At 40.6% G+C, this 25,510-nt stretch carries 32 protein-coding genes; 3 read left to right on the top strand and 29 right to left on the bottom strand.

The features are described from left to right. Positions 1-15: 15 nt before the first annotated feature. Genes secY through rpsJ form a run of 22 tightly spaced genes read right to left on the bottom strand, consistent with a single transcriptional unit; the run spans position 16 to position 10,497 of the window. Positions 16-1,311 (bottom strand): preprotein translocase subunit SecY, encoded by a 1,296-nt coding sequence (gene secY / locus JOD18_RS11830; RefSeq protein WP_204669244.1) that lies wholly within the window; start codon positions 1,309-1,311, stop codon positions 16-18. Then, complete coding sequence (rplO, locus tag JOD18_RS11825; RefSeq protein WP_204669243.1) at positions 1,311-1,748, bottom strand: 50S ribosomal protein L15; 438 nt, start codon at positions 1,746-1,748, stop codon at positions 1,311-1,313. The genes secY and rplO overlap by 1 nt, the downstream gene beginning before the upstream one ends. A 29-nt stretch (positions 1,749-1,777) precedes the next feature. Beyond that, entirely contained in the window at positions 1,778-1,957 is a 180-nt protein-coding gene (gene rpmD / locus JOD18_RS11820; RefSeq protein WP_204669242.1) for a 50S ribosomal protein L30, read from the bottom strand. Between the two features lie 13 nt (positions 1,958-1,970). After that, on the bottom strand, positions 1,971-2,477 hold the full coding sequence (gene rpsE, locus JOD18_RS11815; RefSeq protein ID WP_338029533.1) for a 30S ribosomal protein S5: 507 nt from the start codon (positions 2,475-2,477) through the stop codon (positions 1,971-1,973). An 18-nt stretch (positions 2,478-2,495) separates the two neighbouring features. After that, the gene (gene rplR, locus JOD18_RS11810; protein ID WP_204669241.1) at positions 2,496-2,858 is read right to left on the bottom strand and encodes a 50S ribosomal protein L18; all 363 of its coding nucleotides are present in this window, start codon (positions 2,856-2,858) and stop codon (positions 2,496-2,498) included. A gap of 32 nt (positions 2,859-2,890) precedes the next feature. Continuing rightward, positions 2,891-3,427 (bottom strand): 50S ribosomal protein L6, encoded by a 537-nt coding sequence (gene rplF / locus JOD18_RS11805; RefSeq protein WP_204669240.1) that lies wholly within the window; start codon positions 3,425-3,427, stop codon positions 2,891-2,893. Between the two features lie 33 nt (positions 3,428-3,460). Next, on the bottom strand, positions 3,461-3,859 hold the full coding sequence (rpsH, locus tag JOD18_RS11800) for a 30S ribosomal protein S8 (RefSeq protein ID WP_204669239.1): 399 nt from the start codon (positions 3,857-3,859) through the stop codon (positions 3,461-3,463). 29 nt (positions 3,860-3,888) lie between these two features. Then, positions 3,889-4,074, bottom strand: a complete 186-nt coding sequence (gene rpsN / locus JOD18_RS11795) for a 30S ribosomal protein S14 (protein WP_054787917.1) — start codon at positions 4,072-4,074, stop codon at positions 3,889-3,891. A 29-nt stretch (positions 4,075-4,103) separates the two neighbouring features. Further along, positions 4,104-4,643: a 50S ribosomal protein L5 gene (rplE, locus tag JOD18_RS11790; RefSeq protein WP_204669238.1), complete on the bottom strand. Its 540-nt coding sequence runs from the start codon at positions 4,641-4,643 to the stop codon at positions 4,104-4,106. A 27-nt stretch (positions 4,644-4,670) separates the two neighbouring features. Then, complete coding sequence (gene rplX, locus JOD18_RS11785; protein ID WP_204669237.1) at positions 4,671-5,009, bottom strand: 50S ribosomal protein L24; 339 nt, start codon at positions 5,007-5,009, stop codon at positions 4,671-4,673. A 38-nt stretch (positions 5,010-5,047) separates the two neighbouring features. Further along, positions 5,048-5,416 carry a 50S ribosomal protein L14 gene (gene rplN / locus JOD18_RS11780; protein WP_204669236.1) on the bottom strand — a complete coding sequence of 123 codons (369 nt, stop codon included), beginning with the start codon at positions 5,414-5,416 and terminating at the stop codon, positions 5,048-5,050. A 43-nt stretch (positions 5,417-5,459) separates the two neighbouring features. Beyond that, entirely contained in the window at positions 5,460-5,723 is a 264-nt protein-coding gene (rpsQ, locus tag JOD18_RS11775; protein ID WP_204669235.1) for a 30S ribosomal protein S17, read from the bottom strand. A gap of 20 nt (positions 5,724-5,743) precedes the next feature. Beyond that, complete coding sequence (gene rpmC / locus JOD18_RS11770) at positions 5,744-5,947, bottom strand: 50S ribosomal protein L29 (RefSeq protein ID WP_204669234.1); 204 nt, start codon at positions 5,945-5,947, stop codon at positions 5,744-5,746. Further along, positions 5,937-6,371 carry a 50S ribosomal protein L16 gene (gene rplP / locus JOD18_RS11765; RefSeq protein WP_204669233.1) on the bottom strand — a complete coding sequence of 145 codons (435 nt, stop codon included), beginning with the start codon at positions 6,369-6,371 and terminating at the stop codon, positions 5,937-5,939. Before rplP ends, rpmC begins: the two co-directional genes overlap by 11 nt. Positions 6,372-6,389: 18 nt before the next feature. Next, entirely contained in the window at positions 6,390-7,031 is a 642-nt protein-coding gene (gene rpsC, locus JOD18_RS11760) for a 30S ribosomal protein S3 (RefSeq protein WP_204669232.1), read from the bottom strand. Between the two features lie 3 nt (positions 7,032-7,034). Then, positions 7,035-7,376, bottom strand: a complete 342-nt coding sequence (rplV, locus tag JOD18_RS11755; RefSeq protein WP_204669231.1) for a 50S ribosomal protein L22 — start codon at positions 7,374-7,376, stop codon at positions 7,035-7,037. Positions 7,377-7,395: 19 nt separating this feature from the next. Then, positions 7,396-7,674, bottom strand: a complete 279-nt coding sequence (gene rpsS / locus JOD18_RS11750) for a 30S ribosomal protein S19 (RefSeq protein ID WP_204669230.1) — start codon at positions 7,672-7,674, stop codon at positions 7,396-7,398. Positions 7,675-7,731: 57 nt separating this feature from the next. Beyond that, on the bottom strand, positions 7,732-8,562 hold the full coding sequence (gene rplB, locus JOD18_RS11745) for a 50S ribosomal protein L2 (RefSeq protein WP_204669229.1): 831 nt from the start codon (positions 8,560-8,562) through the stop codon (positions 7,732-7,734). A gap of 26 nt (positions 8,563-8,588) precedes the next feature. Continuing rightward, positions 8,589-8,879: a 50S ribosomal protein L23 gene (gene rplW / locus JOD18_RS11740; RefSeq protein WP_204669228.1), complete on the bottom strand. Its 291-nt coding sequence runs from the start codon at positions 8,877-8,879 to the stop codon at positions 8,589-8,591. Next, positions 8,879-9,502, bottom strand: a complete 624-nt coding sequence (gene rplD, locus JOD18_RS11735; protein ID WP_204669227.1) for a 50S ribosomal protein L4 — start codon at positions 9,500-9,502, stop codon at positions 8,879-8,881. The genes rplW and rplD overlap by 1 nt, the downstream gene beginning before the upstream one ends. Before the next feature lie 25 nt (positions 9,503-9,527). Beyond that, positions 9,528-10,157, bottom strand: coding sequence for a 50S ribosomal protein L3 (rplC, locus tag JOD18_RS11730; protein ID WP_204669226.1), 630 nt, complete (start codon positions 10,155-10,157; stop codon positions 9,528-9,530). A 31-nt stretch (positions 10,158-10,188) separates the two neighbouring features. After that, entirely contained in the window at positions 10,189-10,497 is a 309-nt protein-coding gene (rpsJ, locus tag JOD18_RS11725; protein WP_204669225.1) for a 30S ribosomal protein S10, read from the bottom strand. Between the two features lie 332 nt (positions 10,498-10,829). On the opposite strand from rpsJ, the gene JOD18_RS11720 reads away from it, so the two are divergent. From JOD18_RS11720 to JOD18_RS11710, 3 genes are read left to right on the top strand one after another with little or no spacing between them, the layout of a single operon-like run. Then, complete coding sequence (locus JOD18_RS11720) at positions 10,830-11,153, top strand: PadR family transcriptional regulator (protein WP_204669224.1); 324 nt, start codon at positions 10,830-10,832, stop codon at positions 11,151-11,153. After that, positions 11,146-11,697, top strand: a complete 552-nt coding sequence (locus JOD18_RS11715; RefSeq protein ID WP_204669223.1) for a DUF1700 domain-containing protein — start codon at positions 11,146-11,148, stop codon at positions 11,695-11,697. Before JOD18_RS11720 ends, JOD18_RS11715 begins: the two co-directional genes overlap by 8 nt. Continuing rightward, positions 11,697-12,557, top strand: a complete 861-nt coding sequence (locus JOD18_RS11710; RefSeq protein WP_204669222.1) for a DUF4097 family beta strand repeat-containing protein — start codon at positions 11,697-11,699, stop codon at positions 12,555-12,557. Before JOD18_RS11715 ends, JOD18_RS11710 begins: the two co-directional genes overlap by 1 nt. A 214-nt stretch (positions 12,558-12,771) precedes the next feature. On the opposite strand, the gene tuf is transcribed toward JOD18_RS11710, so the two are convergent. From tuf to rpoB, 7 genes are all read right to left on the bottom strand, one after another. Then, positions 12,772-13,962, bottom strand: a complete 1,191-nt coding sequence (gene tuf, locus JOD18_RS11705; RefSeq protein ID WP_204669221.1) for an elongation factor Tu — start codon at positions 13,960-13,962, stop codon at positions 12,772-12,774. 115 nt (positions 13,963-14,077) lie between these two features. Continuing rightward, a complete protein-coding gene (gene fusA / locus JOD18_RS11700) occupies positions 14,078-16,156 on the bottom strand; it encodes an elongation factor G (protein ID WP_204669220.1) in 2,079 nt (692 codons plus the stop codon). Between the two features lie 39 nt (positions 16,157-16,195). Continuing rightward, entirely contained in the window at positions 16,196-16,666 is a 471-nt protein-coding gene (gene rpsG / locus JOD18_RS11695; RefSeq protein WP_204669219.1) for a 30S ribosomal protein S7, read from the bottom strand. A gap of 40 nt (positions 16,667-16,706) precedes the next feature. Next, complete coding sequence (gene rpsL, locus JOD18_RS11690; protein ID WP_204669218.1) at positions 16,707-17,120, bottom strand: 30S ribosomal protein S12; 414 nt, start codon at positions 17,118-17,120, stop codon at positions 16,707-16,709. A 99-nt stretch (positions 17,121-17,219) separates the two neighbouring features. Next, a complete protein-coding gene (locus tag JOD18_RS11685; RefSeq protein WP_204669217.1) occupies positions 17,220-17,471 on the bottom strand; it encodes a 50S ribosomal protein L7ae-like protein in 252 nt (83 codons plus the stop codon). A gap of 266 nt (positions 17,472-17,737) precedes the next feature. Further along, on the bottom strand, positions 17,738-21,352 hold the full coding sequence (gene rpoC, locus JOD18_RS11680; protein ID WP_275583003.1) for a DNA-directed RNA polymerase subunit beta': 3,615 nt from the start codon (positions 21,350-21,352) through the stop codon (positions 17,738-17,740). Between the two features lie 251 nt (positions 21,353-21,603). After that, positions 21,604-25,146: a DNA-directed RNA polymerase subunit beta gene (gene rpoB / locus JOD18_RS11675; RefSeq protein ID WP_204669215.1), complete on the bottom strand. Its 3,543-nt coding sequence runs from the start codon at positions 25,144-25,146 to the stop codon at positions 21,604-21,606. Positions 25,147-25,510 lie beyond the last annotated feature (364 nt).

Below are 25,510 nucleotides of genomic sequence, written 5' to 3'. Positions count from 1 at the left end.
CGACATATCAACGTTTTATTGAATGAAACCTTTATAGTTACGTTTTACTAGCTGTCCTTCTAGTTGCTTCATGGTTTGCAGTGCAACACCAACAACAATTAGAAGCCCTGTTCCACCAATCTGAACTGTTTGTGGTAAGTTCGCTATATCCCCTAATACTAGAGGTAAAACAGCTACCGCAGCTAAGAAAAGTGCTCCAACAAATGTTAGTCGATACATAACACGTGTTAAATAAGTCTCCGTTGTCTTACCCGGGCGAATACCTGGGATGTAACCACCTTGCTTTTTCAAATTGTCAGCCATTTGTTCTGGATTCACTTGAACAAATGTATAGAAATACGTAAATGCGATGATTAGCACCACGTAGATAATCATACCAGTTACGTTTGTATAGTCAAAAATTCTTGAAATTGTTGCTGCAAATTGATTATCTTCAAAGAATCCTGCAATCGTTCGAGGTGCAATAATAAACGAAACTGCAAAGATTACCGGAATAACCCCGGCTGCATTTACTTTCAATGGTAAATGCGTACTGTGTCCTCCTACTGGTGAACGATTCACTACTCGTTTCGCATATTGTACTGGAATCTTACGCAATGCCTGTTGAATGTAAATAACACCTACTATAACAGCAAGGATAATCAAGGCAATCAACGCAACAATAACAATATTTATGAATAGCTCATCTCCAGCACCAGATCCAAAGTATTGTGCGTAGATTTGATTAATGCCATTTGGAATACCAGCTGCGATACCGCCAAAGATAATGATCGAAATACCATTACCGACACCGTGTGCTGTTATTTGTTCACCTAACCACATCAAAAATGCAGTTCCACCGGTTAATACAATGGCAATGACTAGAAATTTCCCTATACCAGGGTCAGTAATTAACATCCCACCTGACATAGCATTAAAACCTACAGACATGGCACATGCCTGAATGAAGGCCAACACGATTGTTGCGTAACGGGTGACTTGCGCCAGCTTCTTACGGCCCATCTCACCTTGCTTCTTCCATTCAGAGAACTTCTGAACGACATCCATTTGCAATAATTGCATAATAATCGAAGCCGTGATATAAGGCATAATTCCCATCGCCAGGATGGAGAAGTTTTGCAAAGCCCCGCCGCCGAATGTATTCAGTAAACCAAATACATTCTGCTCATTCATGAAGTCAATAGCTGTACGATCGGTAAAAGGAACCGGAATAAAAGTTCCGATCCGAAATACTATTAACATCAGAAGTGTAAAAATGATTTTCTGTCTTATATCAGCCACACGCACAAAATTGGAAATTGTACGGAACATTAGATCACCTCAGTTTGACCGCCCGCTGCTTCGATAGCTGCTTTCGCTGAAGCAGAAAACTTATGAGCTTTTACTGTTAATTTCTTCTCTAATTTACCATTACCAAGAATCTTAACGCCAGACTTTACCTTGCTGATGGTACCAGATTCAAGTAAAAGCTCAGGTGTTACTTCTGTACCTTCATCAAAGTTGTTCAATGTTTCAAGATTTACAATGGCAAACTCTTTGCGGTTGATGTTTGTAAAACCACGTTTCGGCAGACGTTGGAAAAGTGGCATTTGACCACCTTCAAAACCTGGACGTACACCCCCGCCTGAACGAGAATTTTGACCACCATGACCACGGCCAGATGTTTTACCGTTACCTGAAGCCATACCACGACCAACGCGGTTGCGTTGTTTTTTCGCTTGTGCTGGTTTTAATTCATGAAGCTTCATCTGAGCACCTCCTCTTATAACTGAATTAATTAAACTTCTTTTACGTCAACTAAATGTGATACTTTGTTAATCATGCCTCGCACGACAGGAGTATCTTCACGGACTACTGATTGATGAATCTTTTTAAGACCTAGTGTTTGAACAGTAGCCTTTTGTCCTTCTGATCTACCGATGACACTGCGTTTGAGGGTAATTTCTAATTTAGACATTCGATATCCCTCCTTATCCTAACAATTCTTCTACAGATTTTCCGCGAAGTGATGCTACTTCTTCCGCACGTTTTAATTCACTTAAACCACTTACTGTTGCACGAACCATGTTGATTGGTGTGTTAGATCCTAATGATTTAGAAAGGATATCTCCTACACCAGCAAGTTCTAATACGGCACGTACAGGTCCGCCAGCGATGACTCCAGTACCTTCTACAGCAGGCTTCATTAAAATGTTACCAGCTCCGAATTGGCCGTGGATTTCGTGTGGAATAGTAGTACCAACGATCGGTACTTCAATTAAGTTTTTCTTCGCATCATCGATTGCTTTTCTAATCGCATCTGGTACCTCTTGCGCTTTACCAGTACCAAATCCAACGTGACCATTTTTATCTCCGACTACTACCAATGCAGCAAAACGAAAGCGACGTCCACCTTTTACCACTTTTGCTACACGGTTAATTGTTACTACGCGTTCTTCTAAATCTAATTTGTTTGGGTCGATGTTAGTACGCAACATATGTCCCTCCTTTTTTGATTAAAATTCAAGACCTGCTTCGCGAGCAGCATCTGCTAGAGATTTAACTCGACCATGATATAAATATCCACCACGATCAAAGATAACATTCTTAAAACCTTTATCGATAGCACGCTTAGCGATTAATTCGCCAACTTGCTGTGCTGCCTCAACATTACCAGTTGCTTCAAGGTTTAATTCTTTATCTACAGTTGATGCACTTGCTAATGTAACGTTGTTTACGTCATCGATTAACTGTGCGTAGATGTGTTTATTTGAACGAAATACGTTTAGACGCGGGCGTTCCTGAGTACCGAATAGGTTCTTGCGGATACGCTGATGTCTCTTTTTACGTACACTGTTTTTATCAGGCTTTGTGATCATCTAGGTCACTCCTTTCTGTTCCCTACCTAACCTTACTTAGCTGTTTTACCTTCTTTACGACGTACATATTCATTTTCATAACGGATACCTTTACCTTTGTATGGTTCAGGCGGGCGGATTGCGCGGATATTCGCTGCAATAGCACCAACTAATTGTTTATCAATACCTTTTACCACTACTCTTGTGTTAGCAGGTACTTCGACTTCGATACCTTCTACGGCATCGATTTCTACTGGGTGAGAATAACCAGCATTGACAACTAGCTTGTTTCCTTGCTTTTGTGCACGGTAACCTACACCTTGGATTTCAAGTGCTTTCTCGAATCCTTTGTGTACTCCTTCTACCATGTTTGCGATCAGGCTTCTGGTTGTACCATGTAATGCTTTATGTTCTTTGCTATCAGTTGGACGTTCAACAGATAGTACATTTTCTTCAATATTAACTTTCATGTCGCTGTTAATAGTACGGCTTAATTCACCTTTTGGTCCTTTAACAGAAACGTGATTACCATCAACTTTTACTTCTACGCCTTGTGGTATTTCGATTTGTTTTAAACCTATACGAGACATGCTCTGGCACCTCCTGTCATCTAGAAAATAATCTTACCAAATATATGCTAGCACTTCGCCGCCGATAGCTTGTGAACGTGCTTCTTTATCAGATAATACACCTTTAGAAGTAGAAACGATTGCGATTCCTAAGCCGTTTAATACTTTAGGTAGTTCGTCAGCTTTTGCATAAACACGTAAACCAGGTTTACTAATACGTTTCAAACCAGTGATTACACGCTCATCGTTCTTTCCATACTTCAAAAAGATACGAAGGATTCCTTGTTTGTTGTCCTCTACTAATTCATAGTCACGGATAAATCCTTCACGTTTAAGAATATCTGCAACTTCTTTTTTAAGATTCGACGCTGGGCATTCCAATTTCTCATGGCGAACCATGTTAGCGTTACGAATACGAGTAAGCATATCTGCAATTGGATCTGTCATAACCATTATTTTTACCTCCTTCCCTCTTCGGGGATTTACCAGCTTGCTTTTTTAACACCAGGAATTTGACCTTTATATGCAAGTTCACGGAAACAAATACGGCAAAGTTTAAATTTGCGAATTACGGAATGTGGACGTCCGCAACGTTCACAGCGAGTATATTCTTGCACTTTAAATTTTGCTGGGCGTTTTTGCTTAGCGATCATTGATTTTTTAGCCACTCTTTTCCCTCCTTATATTAGCTTTTCACTTATTTTTGGAAAGGCATGCCAAGTTGAGTTAATAGTTCAGAAGCTTCTTCATCAGAATTAGCAGTCGTTACGATAACAACGTCCATACCTCTAACTTTACTTACTCGGTCATAATTAATTTCTGGGAAAATTAATTGTTCTTTTACACCTAATGTGTAATTACCACGGCCGTCAAATGCTTTATTAGAAATACCACGGAAGTCACGTACACGTGGAAGTGATACATCGATAAGCTTTTGAAGAAAGTCGTACATACGCTCTCCACGTAATGTTACTTTGGCACCGATTGGCATTCCTTCACGCAAACGGAAGCCTGCAATTGATTTTTTCGCTTTTGTTACAACTGGTTTCTGTCCAGTGATTAGACTTAACTCTTCGACAGCTGAATCTAGAGCTTTAGAGTTTTGTACTGCATCACCAACACCCATGTTGATCACGATTTTTTCTACTTTTGGTACTTCCATTACAGATTTATAATTAAACTTCTCCACTAATGAAGATACAATTTCGTTGTTGTATTTTTCTTTTAAAGTGTTCATCACGTAAACCTCCTTTCACCGCTACGACTATTTATCTAATAGCTCACCAGATTTTTTAGCGATACGCTGACTAACACGTTTTTTCGTTCCGTCTTTTCTTTCTTCATAACTTACTTTATAACCAACACGAGTCGGCTCACCTGATTTCGGATCTAATGGCATAACATTAGATACATGAATGGCTGCTTCTTGATTTAAGATACCGCCTTGTGGATTCTCTTGAGAAGGTTTTGCGTGTTTCTTCACGATGTTAACACCTTCAACAAGTACACGGTTTTTCTTAGGGAAAGCAGCTAAGATTTCTCCTTGCTTGCCTTTGTCCTTACCTGAAATCACTTGTACTTTATCACCTTTTTTTACGTGCATGCTATCCGCACCTCCTTACACGATATGTCGTAATCTGCTTATAATACTTCTGGAGCTAGAGATACGATTTTCATGAATTTCGCGTCACGTAATTCACGTGCAACTGGCCCAAAAATACGAGTACCTCTTGGACTTTGGTCATCACGAATGATAACCGCTGCGTTTTCATCAAATCGAATATAAGAACCGTCTTTACGTCTTACTCCACTCTTCGTACGTACGATTACAGCTTTTACTACTTCACCTTTTTTAACAACGCCCCCTGGTGTTGCTTGTTTCACCGTGCAAACAATCACATCACCAATGTTCGCTGTTTTTCTTCCGGAACCGCCTAGTACTTTAATAGTTAGTACTTCACGTGCTCCTGAGTTATCTGCAACTTTTAATCGAGATTCCTGTTGGATCATCTTTAAGTACCCTCCCTTCGGAATTACTCCGAGCGAACTTTAATTAAATAATAACTGCTTCTTCCACAACTTCTAACAAACGGAAACGTTTTGTTTTAGATTGTGGTCTTGTTTCCATGATTCGTACAATGTCGCCGATTTTAGCAGTATTGTTTTCATCATGAGCCTTGAATTTCTTTGAGTATTTTACACGTTTTCCATATAAGTTATGGAATTTATATGTTTCAACTACGACAGTGATTGTTTTATCCATTTTGTCAGATACAACACGTCCAGTGTATACCTTACGATTATTACGTTCACTCATATCGAGGCTAACCTCCTTTATTATCCGTTATTTACGTTTAGCTCTCTTTGGCGGACAACCGTCTTCATGCGTGCAATTGACTTGCGCACTTCACGCAGACGTGCTGTGTTTTCCAATTGACCAGTGGCTAATTGGAAACGCAAATTGAAAAGCTCTTCTTTTAATGATTTGATCTTTTGTTCAATTTCGGCAGTGGTTAGTTCTCTAATTTCTTTAGCCTTCATTGATTTCACCACCAATTTCTTCTCGTTTTACAAATTTCGTTTTGATCGGTAATTTATGAGCTGCAAGACGAAGTGCTTCACGAGCTACTTCTTCCGATACACCAGCAATTTCAAACATAATCTTACCAGGTTTAACTACGGCTACCCATCCTTCAGGAGCACCTTTACCAGAACCCATACGAACCTCTAACGGCTTAGCTGTATAAGGCTTATCTGGAAAAATCTTGATCCAAACTTTACCACCACGCTTCATATAACGAGTCATCGCTATACGAGCTGCTTCGATCTGACGGCTGGTAATCCATGCTGGTTCAATTGCTTGAAGACCAAATTCTCCAAATGCTACTTCCGTACCGCCTTTTGCTTTACCTTTCAAACTTGTACGATGTTGCTTACGATGTTTTACACGTTTAGGCATTAACATAATAAGTTGCCCCCTTCCTTATTTATTGTTTTTAGTTGGAAGGACTTCTCCACGATAGATCCATACTTTAACACCCAATTTACCATATGTTGTATCTGCTTCTGCAGTACCATAATCAATATCTGCACGTAAAGTATGAAGTGGAACTGTTCCTTCACTGTAGCTCTCTGCTCTTGCCATATCTGCTCCACCAAGACGACCAGAAACTTGCGTACGAATACCTTTCGCTCCAGCACGCATAGCACGTTGGATAGTCTGTTTTTGAGCACGACGGAAAGATACACGGTTTTCTAATTGACGAGCAATGTTTTCCGCTACTAATTTCGCATCTAAATCTGCTTTTTTCACTTCTACGATGTTAATGTGAACTCTTTTACCAGTTAGGCTGTTTAATGATTTACGAAGTGCTTCTACTTCGGAACCACCTTTACCGATTACCATACCTGGCTTAGCTGTAGAAATAGAGATGTTTACACGATTGGCTGCTCTTTCAATTTCAACTTTAGATACAGCACCATCTTTTAAGCGTTCTTCAATATATTCGCGAATCTTAATATCTTCATGTAAAAGGTCTGCATAGTCTTTTCCTGCATACCACTTAGATTCCCAATCACGGATAATACCGACACGAAGACCCGTTGGATTTACTTTTTGACCCACAGATTATCCCTCCTTTTTCTCAGATAAAACCACTGTAATGTGGCTAGTTCGTTTGTTGATTTGTGATGCACGTCCTTGTGCACGTGGGCGGAAACGTTTCAATGTAGTACCTTCATTGACAAACGCTTCTGACACTACTAAATTATCAGGGTTCATTTCATAGTTGTGCTCTGCATTTGCGATCGCAGAGTTTAATAATTTTTCAACAACTGGTGAAGCACCACGTTGTGTATGTTTTAAAATAGCAATTGCTTCTCCTACCGCTTTGCCGCGAATTAAATCGATCACTAAGCGAACTTTACGAGGAGCAATACGAACTGATTTTGCAACAGCTTTTGCTTGCATTAGGAGTACCTCCTCTCAATTAACGTTTTGTTTTCTTGTCATCTCCGGCATGCCCTCTATACGTACGTGTTGGAGCAAATTCGCCTAATTTATGTCCAACCATATCTTCTGTTACATATACTGGTACATGTTTGCGACCATCATATACCGCAATCGTATGACCGATGAAGCTTGGGAAAATAGTAGAACGACGAGACCAAGTCTTTACTACAGTTTTCTTGTCATCTTCATTTAATTTATCAATTTTTTTCAATAAATGGTCATCTGCGAAAGGTCCTTTTTTTAAGCTGCGACCCATGGATAAGCCTCCCTTCGCGATTGCCAGACGGGTGAAATTCCCCGTCGTACAATCCCGTTATTTTTTACGTTTACGTACAATAAATTTATCTGATGGCTTGTTGCGTTTACGCGTTTTGTAGCCAAGCGTTGGTTTACCCCAAGGTGACATTGGTGATTTACGTCCGATTGGTGCGCGTCCTTCACCACCACCATGCGGGTGATCATTAGGGTTCATTACAGAACCACGAACCGTTGGGCGCTTGCCTAACCAGCGAGAACGTCCAGCCTTACCAACGTTAATTAATTCATGCTCAATGTTACCAACTTGACCAACTGTTGCACGGCAAGTTGCTAGGATTAAGCGAACTTCACCAGAAGATAAACGAACTAATACATATTTACCTTCACGACCAAGGATTTGTGCTTGTGCACCAGCAGAGCGTACTAATTGACCTCCACGTCCTGGCTTTAATTCGATGTTATGAATCACTGTACCAACTGGGATATCAATTAATGGTAATGCATTACCTGGTTTAATGTCTGCATTAGATCCTGATTCGATCGGCTGACCTACTTTGATACCTTTTGGTGCAAGAATATATCGTTTTTCTCCATCTGCATAGTTAACTAATGCGATGTTTGCTGAGCGGTTTGGATCATACTCGATTGTAGCAACTTTGCCTGGTACTCCATCTTTGTCGCGTTTGAAATCGATAATACGATACTTACGTTTGTGTCCACCGCCTTGATGACGAACGGTTAATTTACCTTGATTATTACGTCCACCACGCTTGCTTAATGGTGCAAGTAGAGACTTTTCTGGTTGATTAGTAGTAATCTCAGCGAAGTCTAATGTTGTCATACCTCTACGACCATTAGAAGTTGGTTTATACTTTTTAATCGCCATCTGTTTTCCCTCCTTTATAAGTCAGATTATAGCGTTTCAAAGAAATCTAGTTCTTTACTGTCCTCAGACAATTGAACAATTGCTTTCTTGCGGTCAGGGCGGTAGCCGCCGTAACGTCCCATACGCTTGAATTTACCTTTTTTATTTAAAGTGTTCACGTTGACTACCTTTACACCAAAGACTTCTTCAACTGCTGCTTTGATTTGTGTTTTAGTAGCTTTTTTCTCCACTTCGAATGTGTATTTCTTGTCTGCCATTAGATCTGCAGAATGTTCTGTAATAATTGGGCGCTTAATAATATCGCGTGCATCTGCCATTATGCAAGCACCTCCCCTGCTTTTTCAGCTGCCTCTTTTGTTAAGATCAGCTTGTCATGCGTAAGCAAGTCTAGTACATTTACTTCACTTACTGTTAATACCTTGACATGTTGAAGGTTGTTAGCTGATTTTGCTAATACTTCATCTTTCTCTGCTGTTATGATCAATGCTTTCTTATCCGCATTTAAAGAAGTTAACATAGAAACTACTTCTTTTGTTTTTGGAGTGTCGATAGCAATTCCTTCTAATACTACTAAGCTGTCCTCTTTTACTTTAGAAGAAAGAGCAGATTTAAGTGCTAATCTTCTAACTTTTTTAGGAAGTTTGTAGCTATAGCTTCTTGGCGTAGGACCAAATACTGTTCCACCGCCAACCCATTGTGGTGAACGGATAGAACCTTGACGTGCACGGCCTGTTCCTTTTTGACGCCATGGTTTACGACCTCCACCGCGTACTTCAGAACGGTTCTTCACTGCATGTGTACCTTGACGTAATGAAGCGCGCTGCATTAACACTGCGTCGTGCAGTACATGTTCGTTCGGTTCAATTCCGAATACCGCATCGTTGATTTCTACATCACCAACTTGTGATCCACTTTGATTATATAGTGCTACTTTAGGCATGACATATCCTCCCTTCGATGATTAATTAGTTAGCCTTTATTGCACTCGTAATTTTCACGAATGATTTTTTTGCACCAGGAACGTTCCCTTTGATTAAAAGCAGGTTGCGTTCGGCATCTACTTTAACTACTTCTAGATTTTGGATAGTGATTTGCTCGCCACCCATTTGTCCAGGTAATTTCTTACCTTTAAATACGCGCATAGGGTCAATTACTCCCATTGCACCAGGGCCTCTGTGATAGTGAGAACCATGAGACATTGGTCCACGTGATTGGTTATGGCGTTTAATCGAACCTTGGAAACCTTTCCCTTTAGAAGTACCTGTTACATCAATAATATCTCCAGCTTCAAAAATCTCTACGTTTATCTCTTGACCTAATTCAAACTCGTCAAGATTCACGTCACGGATTTCACGAACGAAGCGCTTAGGGGCTGTATTAGCTTTCTCTGCATGTCCTTTAGCAGGTTTGTTTGCACGATTTGCTTTCTGATCAGCAAATCCTAGCTGAATAGCTTCGTAGCCATCATTTTCGTTTGTGCGTTTTTGTAATACAACATTTGGTTCAGCTTCTACTACAGTTACAGGAATTACCTCTCCTTGTTCTGAAAAAAGCTGTGTCATACCGATTTTACGACCTAAGATTCCTTTCGTCATCCGTCACACCTCCTATATTGTAAATTGTATATTATAATTTGATTTCAATGTCTACACCAGATGGTAAATCAAGACGCATTAATGAGTCTACCGTCTTTGGTGTTGGACTTACGATGTCAATTAGACGTTTGTGAGTACGCATTTCGAACTGCTCACGAGAATCCTTGTACTTGTGCGTTGCACGCAAGACAGTGTATACCGATTTTTCTGTTGGAAGTGGAATCGGACCAGATACTCCTGCACCAGATCTTTTTGCAGTATCCACAATTTTATCTGCAGATTGATCTAAAATACGGTGATCATACGCTTTTAAACGAATTCTAATTTTTTCTTTTGCCATTATTTTCCCTCCTTTTCGCCCATTTAAATAATAGACATTCTCCGCGAAAATTTCTTGGTACACTAGCCATGGCAAAGGGGCCGGGTGTTCCAACAACCTTCCGCATCATCGCCTGTTTTATGACCAACATTCTTTATTATATAGAAATTTACAAGCCATTGCAACATTTATATGAAATTTTTTTCGTTTTTTTATTTTGCTTCCATAATTGATGCCTACAGTGTTTTCCGTTATATCTATAAACTAATTTTTAATGTTTATTATCTAGTACCTTGCATAGAATAGTAGTGGGTGTTATAGTTACATTATCAAACAACAAAGAAGGTGTCTTGTTGAATAGTCAATTCAAAAAAGGTGTCTTGGAGCTGTGTGTCTTAGTGTTATTAGAAAAACAAGACTTATATGGCTATGAACTAATTAAGCGGATTACCGAAAAAATTGAAATTTCCGAAGGCTCCATCTATCCTATCCTTCGCCGCATCCTAAAGCAAGGTCTATGCACCAGCTACCTTCAAGAGTCTACAGAGGGGCCTAGCCGAAAGTATTATCAATTAACGGCAGAAGGAAAGGCCCACCTGCACGAATTAAAAGCAGAATATCGAGCATTTACTTATGGCGTAAATGCCTTAATGGAGGAGGAAAAAGAAGTTGAATAGAGATAGGTTTATGCAAGAGCTTCGCAGCAGCTTAGTGCGACTGACAGAGGCAGAAAAAGATGATATTCTGCGTGATTTCCAGGAATACTTTGATATGGGATTAACGGAAGGGAAAACAGAAGAGGAGATTGTTGCTGCATTAGGTTCTCCACAGCAGTTAGCTAAAGACTTACAAGCCAATTACCATGTAGAACAAGCACAGGCCCATACATCGACGGGAAATGTATTTCGAGCCATATGGGCAGTAATTGGATTAGGATTTCTAAATCTTATCCTAGTACTAGGCCCCTTTATCGCAATAGCAGCAGCCATACTCGCATTATGGATAGCTGCTTTCTCCTTTATTATTCAATTGGCTGGACCAGTAATACAGCTGATTGTGGGTGCAGATGATTTTTATCTCTTTCATTTATTTGCTTCTATTACAATAGCAGGAATTGGTATACTGCTGGCTCTTGGGATGTATTTTGTCACAATATATACACTGCGATGGTTTGTGAGATACCTAGCATTTAATATTCGCATTGTAAAGGGGGAATCTTAGTGGTGAAACCAGCTCGACAAATAATTTACACAGCCCTCGCCTTTATTATCATTGGTATTATTGGTATGCTTATTACTTTTTCTAGCTATAAGGAAGGAGCACAACAAACAATGGAAGAAACTGTATCGATTCAAGATTGGAGTTTTGACCGGGTAGACATCAACACAGATAATACCCGCATATTCTTACAATCAACAGACGAACAGGAAGCACGGGTGGAATTTGAAGCCAAAGGTAGCAGAAGCAATAAATATCAATTCGATACCGAGTTAGATGGCAATACCTTAGTTGTAAAAGTAAAAGAACGCTTTTCGTGGTTTAGTTTTGATTTCTTTCCGCGCTCTTCCAACTTGACCGTGTATTTACCCGTAGAAACTTACGAATCTGTGCAAGCACATACAGCAAATGGGAAATTAACAGTTCAACAGTTAGAAGGTGACGTACTCGCCCTCTCTACCAATAATGGCACGGTTGAAGCAACAGGAATGGCTGGAAGTACCTTTTCCGCTCGTTCCAACAATGGTAAAATCTCACTTACTTCGATAACTGCTAATACCAACGCCAGAACCAACAATGGCAAAATCACAGGAAATGATATAACTGGTGAAATAACGGCTGAGACAGATAATGGCTCGATCAACTTACAAATAAAAGGTTTTGATTATCCAATGAACTTGCGCACAGACAACGGTCGGGTGCATATTATCTCACAACAGCAGCCAACCAATGCCATATTAGATCTGCGAACAAGCAATGGCAGAATCAGAGCCTTTGGTACAAAAGACTGGGAAAGCGTGTATGGTGATGGAGAAAATAAAATAACCGTACGAACAGCCAATGGTGCGATTGAGATTGAATAATTAAAGAAAAGGAGAGCAGCTACTTCACGCTCTCCTTCTATCTGCGATTGACTTCTTTCTGCCTTCAGCGACATATAACTACAAGAGGATCTCCCTCACTCATCAAAATTGGTCAAAAAGGTTTGGGGCTAGAAACGATTTTGGTGTTACTCTTAAAAAAACACCATAAAAAATAGAGCAGCTAAAGCTGCTCTATTTTTTATATTATAAGTTATTACTTGATAATTGTTGATACAACACCAGAACCTACAGTACGTCCACCTTCACGGATTGAGAAACGAGTTCCGTCTTCAATCGCGATTGGAGAGATAAGTTTAACTGTCATTTCAGTATTGTCACCAGGCATTACCATTTCAGTACCTTCTGGAAGTTCGATAACTCCAGTTACGTCAGTAGTACGGAAATAGAACTGCGGACGGTAGTTAGAGAAGAATGGAGTATGACGTCCACCTTCGTCTTTAGAAAGTACATAAACTTCTGATTTGAATTCAGTGTGTGGAGTGATTGAACCTGGTTTAGCCAATACTTGTCCACGGTTGATATCTTCACGAGCAACCCCACGAAGTAATGCACCAATGTTGTCACCAGCTTCTGCATAGTCAAGAAGCTTACGGAACATTTCAACACCAGTTACAGTTGTTTTAGCTGCTTCTTCAGCAAGACCGATGATTTCTACTTCATCACCAACTTTTACAACACCACGCTCAACACGTCCTGTTGCAACAGTACCACGACCAGTGATTGAGAATACATCCTCAACTGGCATCATGAATGGTTTTTCAGTATCACGGTCTGGACGAGGGATATAGTCGTCAACTGCATCCATTAACTCAAGGATAGCATTTACATACTCTTCGTCACCTTCAAGTGCTTTAAGAGCTGAACCTTTGATTACTGGTACATCATCACCAGGGAAATCATATTCGCTTAATAGATCACGTACTTCCATCTCTACTAATTCAAGAAGTTCTTCGTCATCTACCATGTCACATTTGTTTAGGAATACAACGATCGCAGGTACACCTACGTTTCTAGAAAGTAGGATGTGCTCACGAGTTTGTGGCATTGGACCATCCGCTGCAGATACTACAAGGATAGCTCCGTCCATTTGCGCAGCACCAGTGATCATGTTTTTAACATAGTCAGCGTGACCTGGACAGTCAACGTGTGCATAGTGACGAGTATCAGTTTCGTACTCAACGTGTGCAGTTGAGATAGTGATTCCACGTTCTTTTTCTTCTGGAGCACCATCGATTTGATCGTACGCACGAGCTTCCCCGCTACCATTTTTGTTGAAAAGAACGTTAGTAATTGCTGCTGTTAAAGTTGTTTTACCATGGTCAACGTGTCCAATTGTACCAATATTAACGTGGTCTTTGGAACGGTCAAACTTTTCTTTAGCCATGTGTATTTCCTCCTTTTAATTAAGTAAAATAGAATTTATTTTCATGTATTTTAGGCTCAGTTTTTTTTACCTAAACCCTAATACAAGTTATACGTTAGATTGCGAAAAAAATCAATTATTCACCAGCGTTTTTCTTGATAATTTCTTCTGAAACGCTCTTAGGAACTTCTTCATAGTGATCAAAGTGCATTGTATAGACGCCTCGCCCCTGTGTATTAGAACGTAGAGCTGTGGCATAGCCGAACATCTCTGCAAGGGGAACAAATGCTTTAACTACTTGAGCAGTACCTCTAGCTTCCATTCCTTCTACACGTCCACGACGAGATGTAATATCTCCCATGATATCACCCATGTATTCTTCAGGGATAACAACTTCCACCCTCATCATTGGTTCAAGAATAACAGGGTTACATTTGTTTTTCGCAGCTTTAAGCGCCATTGAAGCAGCTACTCTAAAGGCTGTTTCGTTGGAGTCAACATCATGGTAGCTTCCATCATATAATGTAGCTTTTACATCAATTAATGGGTAACCAGCTAATACACCATTTTCCATTGCATCTCTAATACCAGCTTCAACAGATGGGATGTATTCACGAGGTACAACACCACCGACAATGTTATTAACGAATTCAAATCCGGCACCTTCTTCATTTGGCTCGAATTTCACCCATACGTGACCATATTGACCACGACCACCGGATTGGCGAACAAACTTACCTTCTACTTCCGCAGAACCACGGAATGTTTCACGATAAGATACTTGTGGAGCACCAACATTGGCTTCCACTTTAAATTCACGTTTCAAGCGATCAACAATGATATCAAGGTGTAATTCACCCATACCTGCAATAATAGTTTGGCCAGTCTCAGGGTTTGTTTCGGTTCTAAAGGTTGGATCCTCTTCTGCAAGTTTACCTAAAGCAACAGACATTTTATCTTGGTCAGCTTTTGATTTAGGTTCAATTGCAACATCAATAACTGGTTCTGGGAATTCCATTGATTCCAAGATTACTGTATCTTTTTCTTCACACAATGTATCACCAGTTCCAGTATCTTTCAAGCCTACCGCACCAGCAATATCACCTGCGTATACTTCACTTATTTCTTCACGAGAGTTAGCGTGCATTTGCAGGATACGACCTACACGTTCACGTTTATCCTTCGTTGAGTTCTTCACGTAAGAACCTGATTTCAATGTACCAGAGTATACACGGAAGAATGTAAGTTTACCAACAAATGGGTCAGTTGCTACTTTAAATGCTAAGGCAGCGAAAGGACCATTATCGTCAGCTTTACGAGTAACTTTCTCCTCTGTTCCAGCAAGAACACCTTCAATTGGCGGGATATCCACTGGTGATGGTAAGTAATCAACCACACCGTCGATTAATAATTGAACCCCTTTGTTTTTGAAGGCTGAACCGCAGAATACTGGGTAAAATTCTACTTTTAATGTTGCATTACGAACGGCAGCTTTTAATTCTGCTTGTGAGATCTCTTCACCTTCAAGGTAGCGTTCCATAAGATCTTCGTCGAATTCAGCAACAGCTTCAATTAAATTGGTATGATACTCTTCTGCTTGATCTTTGTACTCATCAGGAATTTCTTTCGCTTCTGATTTTGTACCTTCATCATCAAGATAATAGTATGCTTGCATAGTGATAAGGTCGATAATTCCTTCGAACTCATCTTCTGCACCAATTGGAAGTTGTACTGGGTGAGCATTCGCTCCTAAGCGATCTCCTAATGTCCCTACAGAATAAAGGAAATCTGCACCCGTTTTATCCATTTTATTAACAAAAACAACACGCGGAACACCATAAGTTGTTGCTTGGCGCCATACGGTTTCTGTTTGTGGTTCTACACCTGATTGTGCATCAAGAACCGTAACTGCACCATCAAGTACACGCAAGGAACGTTCTACTTCGACTGTAAAGTCTACGTGTCCTGGTGTATCAATGATGTTGATACGGTGGCCTTTCCATTGAGCCGTTGTAGCAGCAGATGTAATGGTAATACCACGCTCTTGTTCTTGTTCCATCCAGTCCATTTGAGAAGCACCTTCGTGCGTTTCTCCAATTTTGTGGATACGTCCTGTGTAGAATAAAATACGTTCAGTACATGTTGTTTTACCGGCATCGATGTGAGCCATGATACCGATGTTACGTGTATTCTCCAAGGAGAACTCTCTAGGCATGAATCTTTCTCCTTCCTATGACGAATATAGTTTGTTTTCTTACCAGCGGTAATGGGCGAAAGCTTTGTTAGCTTCGGCCATTTTATGCATATCTTCGCGTCGTTTCACAGAAGCACCTGTGTTATTAGAAGCGTCAAGGATTTCATTAGCTAGGCGTTCTTCCATTGTTTTCTCACCGCGTAAGCGAGAATAATTTACGATATAGCGTAATCCAAGTGCTTGACGACGTTCAGGGCGAACCTCAACTGGTACTTGGTAGTTAGAACCACCCACACGGCGGGCACGAACTTCAAGTACTGGCATAACGTTTTTCATTGCTTGCTCAAATACTTCCATTGCATTTTGACCACTGCGCTCTTGCACAAGTTCAAATGAACGATATAGAATTTTTTGAGCCTTTCCTCTTTTTCCATCCACCATGATTTGGTTGATTAGACGTGTAACAAGTTTAGAATTGTATAACGGATCTGGTAAGACATCACGCTTTGGTACTGGTCCTTTACGTGGCATATCTTTCCCTCCTTCCTATTTATGAATGTATCATAACAAATTATTTTTTAGGTCTCTTCGCACCATATTTTGAACGACCTTGCATACGGCCGTCAACACCTGATGTATCAAGTGCACCACGAACAATGTGATAACGTACCCCTGGTAAGTCCTTTACACGACCTCCACGGATTAATACAACACTGTGCTCTTGTAAGTTGTGGCCAATTCCAGGAATATAAGCTGTTACCTCGATTTGGTTAGACAAACGCACACGCGCATATTTACGAAGTGCAGAGTTCGGTTTCTTTGGAGTTAGTGTACCTACACGAGTACAAACACCACGTTTTTGTGGAGAATTTTGGTTAGTTGCAACCTTTTTATGACTGTTATAACCTCTGTTTAAAGCTGGAGAGTCAGATTTTTTTGTCTTAGATACTCGGCCTTTACGTACTAACTGATTAATAGTTGGCATGTTTATTTCCTCCCTTCTTCTACTAAAATGTAATACCACACATCCAGGTGGTTCATAATAGAGCAAAAAACAAAGTCTTCGCATATATCTGCCAAAACTTTATTGTTTGATCGCTACGGTTGCAGCTCCTACATCAATGCCACAAGCCTTGCCTAGTTTCTTCATGGAATCTACATAGGCGCAAGGAACATTATGTTCAGCTGCCAGCTGTGATACCTTACTTGTGATATACAAATCTGCATCACTAGCAATAATCACTTCTTTTGCATGGCCATTCTTGATGGCTTTCAGCACTTGTTTTGTTCCAATAATCGTGTTTGTTTCTGCCTGTGTCACTTTTTCATAAGACATTCTTTATATCCTCCAAAGTAACAAGGATAACAGAAGCACCTTAAATATACTACCATCACCAAAAATTAATGTCAACTTTTATTTGCGAAAATAGATAATTATTTATATGTAGATTCAAAAAGTACCGGACGAGAGCGTCGTGTCTGTTTCCCCAGCTGTAATACCGTCTTTTTGAATCACCTTATAAGGTGTTCCCATCTATGCCTTGTATTCATTCAAACCATAGTAGAGGGAGATTACCCAGTACTGGGTAATCTTCTCTCCTATTAAGGTTGGGTAATTTCTTCAGAGTCTGTTTCTTCTACTTGAGCAGGATCGACGGCTAATTTGCTTTTAATACGGCGATAGCGCTGCATCCCTGTACCAGCAGGAACTAGTTTACCAATGATAACATTCTCTTTAAGACCCAATAATTCATCCCGTTTTCCTTTAATTGCAGCATCTGTTAAGACTCGTGTTGTTTCTTGGAAAGATGCAGCAGACAAGAATGAATCTGTCTCAAGTGACGCCTTGGTAATACCTAACAGGACTGGGCGTCCAACTGCTGGTTGGCCTCCTGTAAGAAGCGACTGTTTATTCGCTTCGTTAAACTGATGGATTTCAAGCAGTGAACCAGGTAATACTTCTGTATCTCCAGAATCAGCAATACGCACTTTGCGAAGCATTTGTCTTACCATTACCTCGACGTGCTTATCTCCGATTTCTACCCCTTGCATACGGTATACCTTCTGTACTTCTTTCAACAAGTAAGATTGAACACCATCAATGCCTTGAACCTTTAACAGTTCTTTTGGATCGATAGAACCTTCTGTCAGCGCCTCTCCAGCTACAACCTCGTCTCCAATGGAAACTTTCAGTCTTGAGCCGTATGGAGCGGTATATGTTTTCGTTTCTACTGCCCCTTGCACCACAACTTCTTGTTTGTCTTTCACTTCGGTGACGTCTTTGACAACACCTTCGATTTCACTGATAACAGCCTGACCTTTCGGATTTCGCGCTTCAAAGATCTCTTGGATACGCGGTAAACCTTGGGTAATATCGCTTCCGGCAACCCCGCCTGTGTGGAAGGTACGCATGGTTAACTGGGTACCTGGCTCACCGATAGATTGAGCGGCAATAATACCGACTGCTTCACCAACTTCTACCTCTTCGCCTGTCGCCAAGTTACGGCCATAACATTTCTTACAAGCACCGTGTTTAGTGTTACATGTAAAGACGCTGCGAATAGTTACTTCTTCGATACCCGCTTCTTCAATTGCTTTAGCGGTATCTTCAGAAATCACTTCGTTTTTATCAACAAGCACTACACCAGTCTCAGGATGTGTAACTTTCTGGAAAGAAGTTCTTCCGATTAGACGGTCGATTAACGGCTCAATCATTTCTGTTCCTTCTGTAATAGCAGAAACAGTTAATCCGCGATCTGTGCCACAATCGTCTTCTCGAATAATAACATCCTGTGCCACATCTACAAGACGTCGAGTCAAGTAACCTGAGTCAGCTGTTTTCAGCGCTGTATCGGCAAGACCTTTACGAGCACCGTGTGTAGAAATAAAGTATTCCAATACCGTTAAACCTTCACGGAAGCTTGATTTGATTGGTAATTCGATAATTCGGCCAGCCGGGTTAGCCATCAAACCACGCATACCAGCAAGCTGGGTAAAGTTAGAGGCATTACCACGGGCTCCGGAATCACTCATCATAAAAATCGGGTTCCGAGGATCTAATGACTGCATTAGTTTATCCTGAATGGTATCTTTCGCTTGTGACCAGATCGAAATGACACGGTCATAACGTTCTTCATCTGTTATTAAACCACGGCGGAACTGTTGCAATACTTTATCCACTTTAGCCTGCGCTTCGTCCAGGATATCTTCTTTTTCAGCTAATACTACAATATCAGACACACCAACGGTAATTCCCGCTTTGGTAGAATAGGCAAAACCTAAATCTTTCATTCGGTCCAACATTTTAGATGTTTCACTAATTTTGAATTTCTTAAATACTTCGGCAATGATGTTCCCAAGAATGCCCTTCTTGAATGGTGGAAGCAGGTCACGGCTAGCGATCTCTTCCTTCACATTCACACTGGATTCCACAAAATATTTATCTGGTGTTGCCACCTCTAGGTTTTGCTGAGTCGGTTCATTCATGTAAGGGAATGATTCTGGCAACATATTATTAAAGATTAATTTACCAACAGTGGTAATTAACAGCTTGTTCTTCTGCTCATCTGTAAATGATTCTTTATTTAACGATAACGGCTGGATAGCTACACGGGTATGAAGGTGTACATAACCATTCTGATAAGCAATAATGGCTTCGTTCAAGTCTTTGAAAATCATCCCTTCGCCGATAGCGTCCTTGCGCTCTAGTGTTAAATAATAGTTACCTAATACCATATCCTGAGATGGTGTAACAACTGGTTTACCATCTTTTGGATTCAAAATATTTTGAGCCGCAAGCATAAGGATACGTGCCTCTGCCTGTGCTTCTGCTGATAATGGTACGTGAACTGCCATTTGGTCACCATCAAAGTCAGCATTATATGCCGTACACACAAGTGGGTGTAAACGAATAGCACGCCCTTCTACTAATGTCGGTTCAAATGCCTGGATACCCAATCGGTGAAGTGTTGGAGCACGGTTTAGTAAGACTGGGTGTTCCTTAATAACATCCTCGAGCACATCCCAAATCTCTTCACGTAATCTTTCGATTTTACGCTTTGCTGATTTTATGTTGTGTGCCAAACCACGTTCAACCAATTCCTTCATGATAAAAGGCTTAAACAACTCTACTGCCATTTCCTTTGGCAGACCACACTGATACATTTTCAAATGAGGGCCTACTACGATTACGGAACGGCCCGAATAATCCACACGTTTACCTAACAGGTTCTGACGGAAACGACCTTGTTTACCTTTCAGCATATGAGAAAGGGATTTTAATGGACGATTACCTGGTCCAGTTACTGGTCGGCCGCGACGGCCATTATCAATCAGGGCGTCCACTGCTTCTTGAAGCATACGTTTCTCGTTCTGTACGATAATACTTGGTGCGCCTAGGTCAAGAAGTCGTTTCAAACGGTTGTTACGGTTAATCACACGACGATATAAATCATTAAGGTCAGATGTTGCAAAACGTCCACCATCTAATTGAACCATCGGGCGTAATTCTGGCGGGATGATTGGTAGTACGTCCATGATCATCCAGCTTGGTTCATTACCGGAGTTACGGAATGCCTCCAGCACCTCTAAACGCTTGATTGCTCTTGTTCGGCGTTGACCTTGAGCTGATTTCAATTCTTCTCGCAAGATTTCAACTTCTTTTTCTAAATCAATATCCTGCAAAATTTTCTTAATCGCTTCTGCACCCATCTGTGCTTTGAAGGAGCTGCCGTATTTTTCATAGTATGCACGGTATTCTTTCTCAGAAAGTAATTGTTTCTTCTCTAAGGCAGTATCCCCTGGGTCCGTTACTATATAAGCAGCAAAATAAATAACCTCTTCCAAGGCACGAGGTGACATATCTAACACAAGTCCCATACGGCTTGGGATTCCTTTGAAATACCAAATATGTGAAACAGGTGCAGCTAATTCAATGTGGCCCATACGCTCACGGCGTACTTTGGCTTTCGTTACTTCCACACCACAACGATCACAGACAACACCTTTATATCTTACTCGCTTATATTTACCACAATGACATTCCCAGTCTTTCTGCGGACCAAAAATACGCTCACAGAATAAACCATCTTTTTCTGGTTTTAGCGTACGGTAGTTGATCGTTTCAGGCTTTTTCACTTCACCAAATGACCAAGAACGGATTTTATTTGGTGAGGCTAATCCAATTTTCATATATTCAAAATTATTTACATCTAGCAAAGGGTAAACCTCCCTTTTCATCTTTGGGTTTTCATTCCATTATATTAAGAGTCACTCACACCCAGTTAGTTATCTATCAAGTGAGACTTCTATCCGTAGGGGTTTTACCTCTACGGATAGTAAAGTGAAACTTATCAAGGCGCAACGTTCATTAACTCTGCTTGACTTGGTGCAGAGGCCTCCACGAACGGTTCACACCTTGATCAAGAGCTAACCGGGCTCAAGTGATACATGATTCAGTTCCTGTATAATTAACTAGGCGTTTCTTCAATTTCCAAATTGAAATTATCAGCTGATTGTGTGTCATCTTCATCATCGTCACGAAGTTCAATTTCCTCTTCGTCTCCAGACAACATCTTGACATCCATACCAAGACTTTGCAATTCCTTAATCAATACCTTGAATGACTCTGGAATACCTGGTTCTGGTACATTTTCCCCTTTCACAATCGCTTCGTATGTTTTGACACGTCCTACAGTATCATCTGATTTAACCGTTAGAATCTCCTGTAATGTATAAGCTGCACCATATGCTTCTAACGCCCATACCTCCATCTCACCAAAACGCTGTCCACCAAATTGTGCTTTACCGCCTAATGGCTGCTGCGTTACTAATGAATATGGACCAGTTGAACGAGCATGAAGTTTATCGTCTACCATGTGAGCTAGTTTAATCATATACATCACACCAACCGATACACGATTATCAAATGGTTCTCCTGTCCGGCCATCATATAAGATTGTCTTCGCATCTCTTGGAAGCCCTGCTTCTTCAAGTGTTTCCCACACATCATCTTCTGAAGCCCCGTCAAATACCGGGGAAGCAACATGGATACCCAGTTGTCTTGCTGCCATACCTAGGTGAAGTTCAAGCACTTGTCCGATGTTCATACGTGACGGTACCCCTAAAGGGTTAAGCATAATGTCAATCGGAGTGCCATCTGGTAAGAATGGCATATCTTCTTCTGGTAAAATCTTAGAGATAACCCCTTTGTTACCGTGACGACCAGCCATCTTATCTCCTTCATGAATTTTACGCTTTTGTACGATATAGACACGAACGAGTTGGTTTACACCTGGTGGTAACTCGTCTCCGTCTGCACGATTAAAGATTTTAACGTCTAAAACAATTCCGCCAGCACCGTGTGGTACACGAAGTGATGTATCGCGCACTTCTCGAGCTTTTTCACCAAAAATAGCATGTAATAAGCGCTCTTCTGCAGATAACTCTGTTACTCCTTTCGGTGTAACCTTACCTACAAGAAGGTCACCATCTGCTACTTCTGCACCGACACGGATGATTCCTCGTTCGTCCAGATCACGCAATGCATCTTCTCCGACATTCGGAATGTCCCTTGTGATTTCTTCTGGCCCTAATTTCGTGTCGCGTGCCTCTGATTCATATTCCTCGATATGGATAGACGTATATACGTCGTCCTTCACTAGACGCTCACTCATGATAATCGCATCTTCGTAGTTATAACCTTCCCAAGTCATAAATCCTACTAATACGTTTTGACCTAGCGCAAGTTCTCCTTGTTCCATTGATGGGCCATCAGCAAGGATTTCTCCTTTCGTCACACGATTTCCTTTAGCAACAATTGGACGCTGGTTATAGCAAGTTCCTTGGTTAGAACGGATAAACTTCTGCAGGCGGTAACGATCTAAGTTTCCTTCTACTTCTTTACCGTCTACTGTAGTAATACGACGCACAAGTACTTCTTTCGCCTCTACTCGCTCTACGATACCATCATGTTTACAGATAACTGCGGCACCCGAGTCTTTACCAGATACATATTCCATACCTGTACCAACAATTGGAGCTTTCGGACGCATTAACGGCACTGCTTGACGCTGCATGTTGGCACCCATTAAGGCACGGTTAGAGTCATCGTTCTCCAAGAATGGGATACAAGCAGTCGCTGCAGATACTACTTGCTTAGGTGAAACATCCATATAGTCAATCTTCTCACGTTTCACAATCGTGTTCTCACCACGGAATCGAGCAATAACTTCTTCCTCGGCAAATGTATTATCTTCAGTTAACTTCGCGTTCGCTTGCGCTACCACATAATTATCTTCTTCATCCGCCGTTAAATAATCCATTTGCGATGTGACTTTACCAGTCTCAGGATCTACACGGCGATATGGTGTTTCAATAAAACCGAATTTATTAACTTTTGCATAAGAAGACAAGGAGTTAATTAACCCGATGTTTGGACCCTCTGGCGTTTCGATTGGACACATACGTCCATAGTGTGAATAGTGTACGTCACGCACTTCGAAGCCAGCACGTTCACGGGTAAGACCGCCTGGACCTAATGCAGATAAACGTCTTTTATGCGTTAATTCGGCTAATGGATTGGTTTGATCCATAAATTGTGACAATTGCGAACTACCAAAGAATTCTTTAATAGAAGCAATAACCGGACGAATGTTGATTAACTGCTGCGGTGTGATAGAGGACGTATCTTGAATAGACATACGTTCACGAACAACACGCTCCATACGGGATAAACCAATTCTAAATTGATTTTGCAGCAATTCTCCAACCGAGCGCAGACGACGGTTTCCTAGATGGTCAATATCGTCTGTGTCACCAACTTGGTGTAAAATATTAAAGAAATAACTGATAGCTGATAAGATATCTGCTTGTGTAATATGCTTAATGCTGCTATCTACATTACAGTTACCTAAAACAGTCAGTGTTCTTTCACCTTCAGGATCAGTTGGATCCATGATCTTGATTGATTGAACCTTAACAGGATCATCTAACACGCCTTCATGAGGTTCTAATATTTTCTCACCAAAACGATTCTCATCAGAGTCTAAAATCGGCAAGATCTTATCTAATAAACGTCTATCTAATTTGTCTCCACGGTTGGCAATCACTTCTCCTGTTTCAGGATCCACCAATGGCTCCGCTAAGATTTGATTAAACAAACGGTTCTTTAAATGTAATTTTTTGTTGATTTTATAACGACCAACATGTGCCAAGTCATATCGCTTTGGATCAAAGAATCTGGATACCAATAAGCTCTTGGCGTTCTCGACAGTTGGCGGTTCACCAGGACGCAGGCGCTCATAAATTTCTAACAATGCCTTTTCACTGGTTTCCGTATTGTCTTTCTCTAATGTATTTCTTAAGTACTCATTTTCACCTAATAGATCGATAATTTCTTGATCATCACCAAATCCTAGTGCTCTTAACAAGACAGTAATTGGTAACTTTCTTGTACGGTCTATTCTTACATGTACAACATCCTTGGCATCTGTTTCAAATTCCAGCCAAGCACCACGGTTTGGAATAACGGTAGCTCCATAACCACGTTTACCATTTTTGTCAATCTTTTCATTGAAGTAAACACTTGGTGAACGAACAAGCTGTGATACAATAACACGCTCTGCTCCATTGATGATAAATGTACCTGTTTCCGTCATTAATGGGAAATCACCCATAAATACTTCTTGCTCTTTTACTTCACCGGTTTCGTTATTTAACAAACGAACTTTTACTCGAAGAGGAGCGTTATAGGTTACATCTCTTTCCTTCGATTCGTCGACGGGATACTTTGGCTCTCCAAGGCTGTAATCTACAAATTCTAATGAAAGATTACCAGCGAAATCCTCGATAGGAGAAATATCTTGAAACATTTCTCTTAGGCCTTCATCTAAGAACCATTGATAGGATGCGGTTTGAATCTCGATTAAATTTGGTAACTCTAATACCTCACTAATACGCGCATAACTTCTACGTTGGCGGTGTCGTCCATATTGAACTAGTTGACCTGTCAACTGATTCACCCCTCAATCAAAATTAAAGATAATTGCTATGAAAATAGCACAAATGAAATCACACTTACTTTTTTACTCCACTATAGAATGAGACATTTGACAATTTGCTATAGATCGTATAAATTTAGTAAGTGTTCGATACTTGTTCGGTAGCATACCGAACACACTTGTGAATGCAATCAACACAAGCTTTTATATAAACATTTGCAAAGGCAAATGTGATGCAATGACTAATAGTGTTACGGAGAAATAAAAAAGGATTTACGTAGAAAAAGTCTATTAGCTAATAACCTGAGATAGTAACAACAAATATGCCAAGCAGAAAAATCATCATAACAAGCAGGATTGCCTGTTTTGCTTAAAA

This window comes from Gracilibacillus alcaliphilus (genome assembly GCF_016909015.1).
Lineage (GTDB): Bacteria > Bacillota > Bacilli > Bacillales > Amphibacillaceae > Gracilibacillus > Gracilibacillus alcaliphilus.
This window is presented reverse-complemented; position numbering and strand designations above follow the sequence as displayed.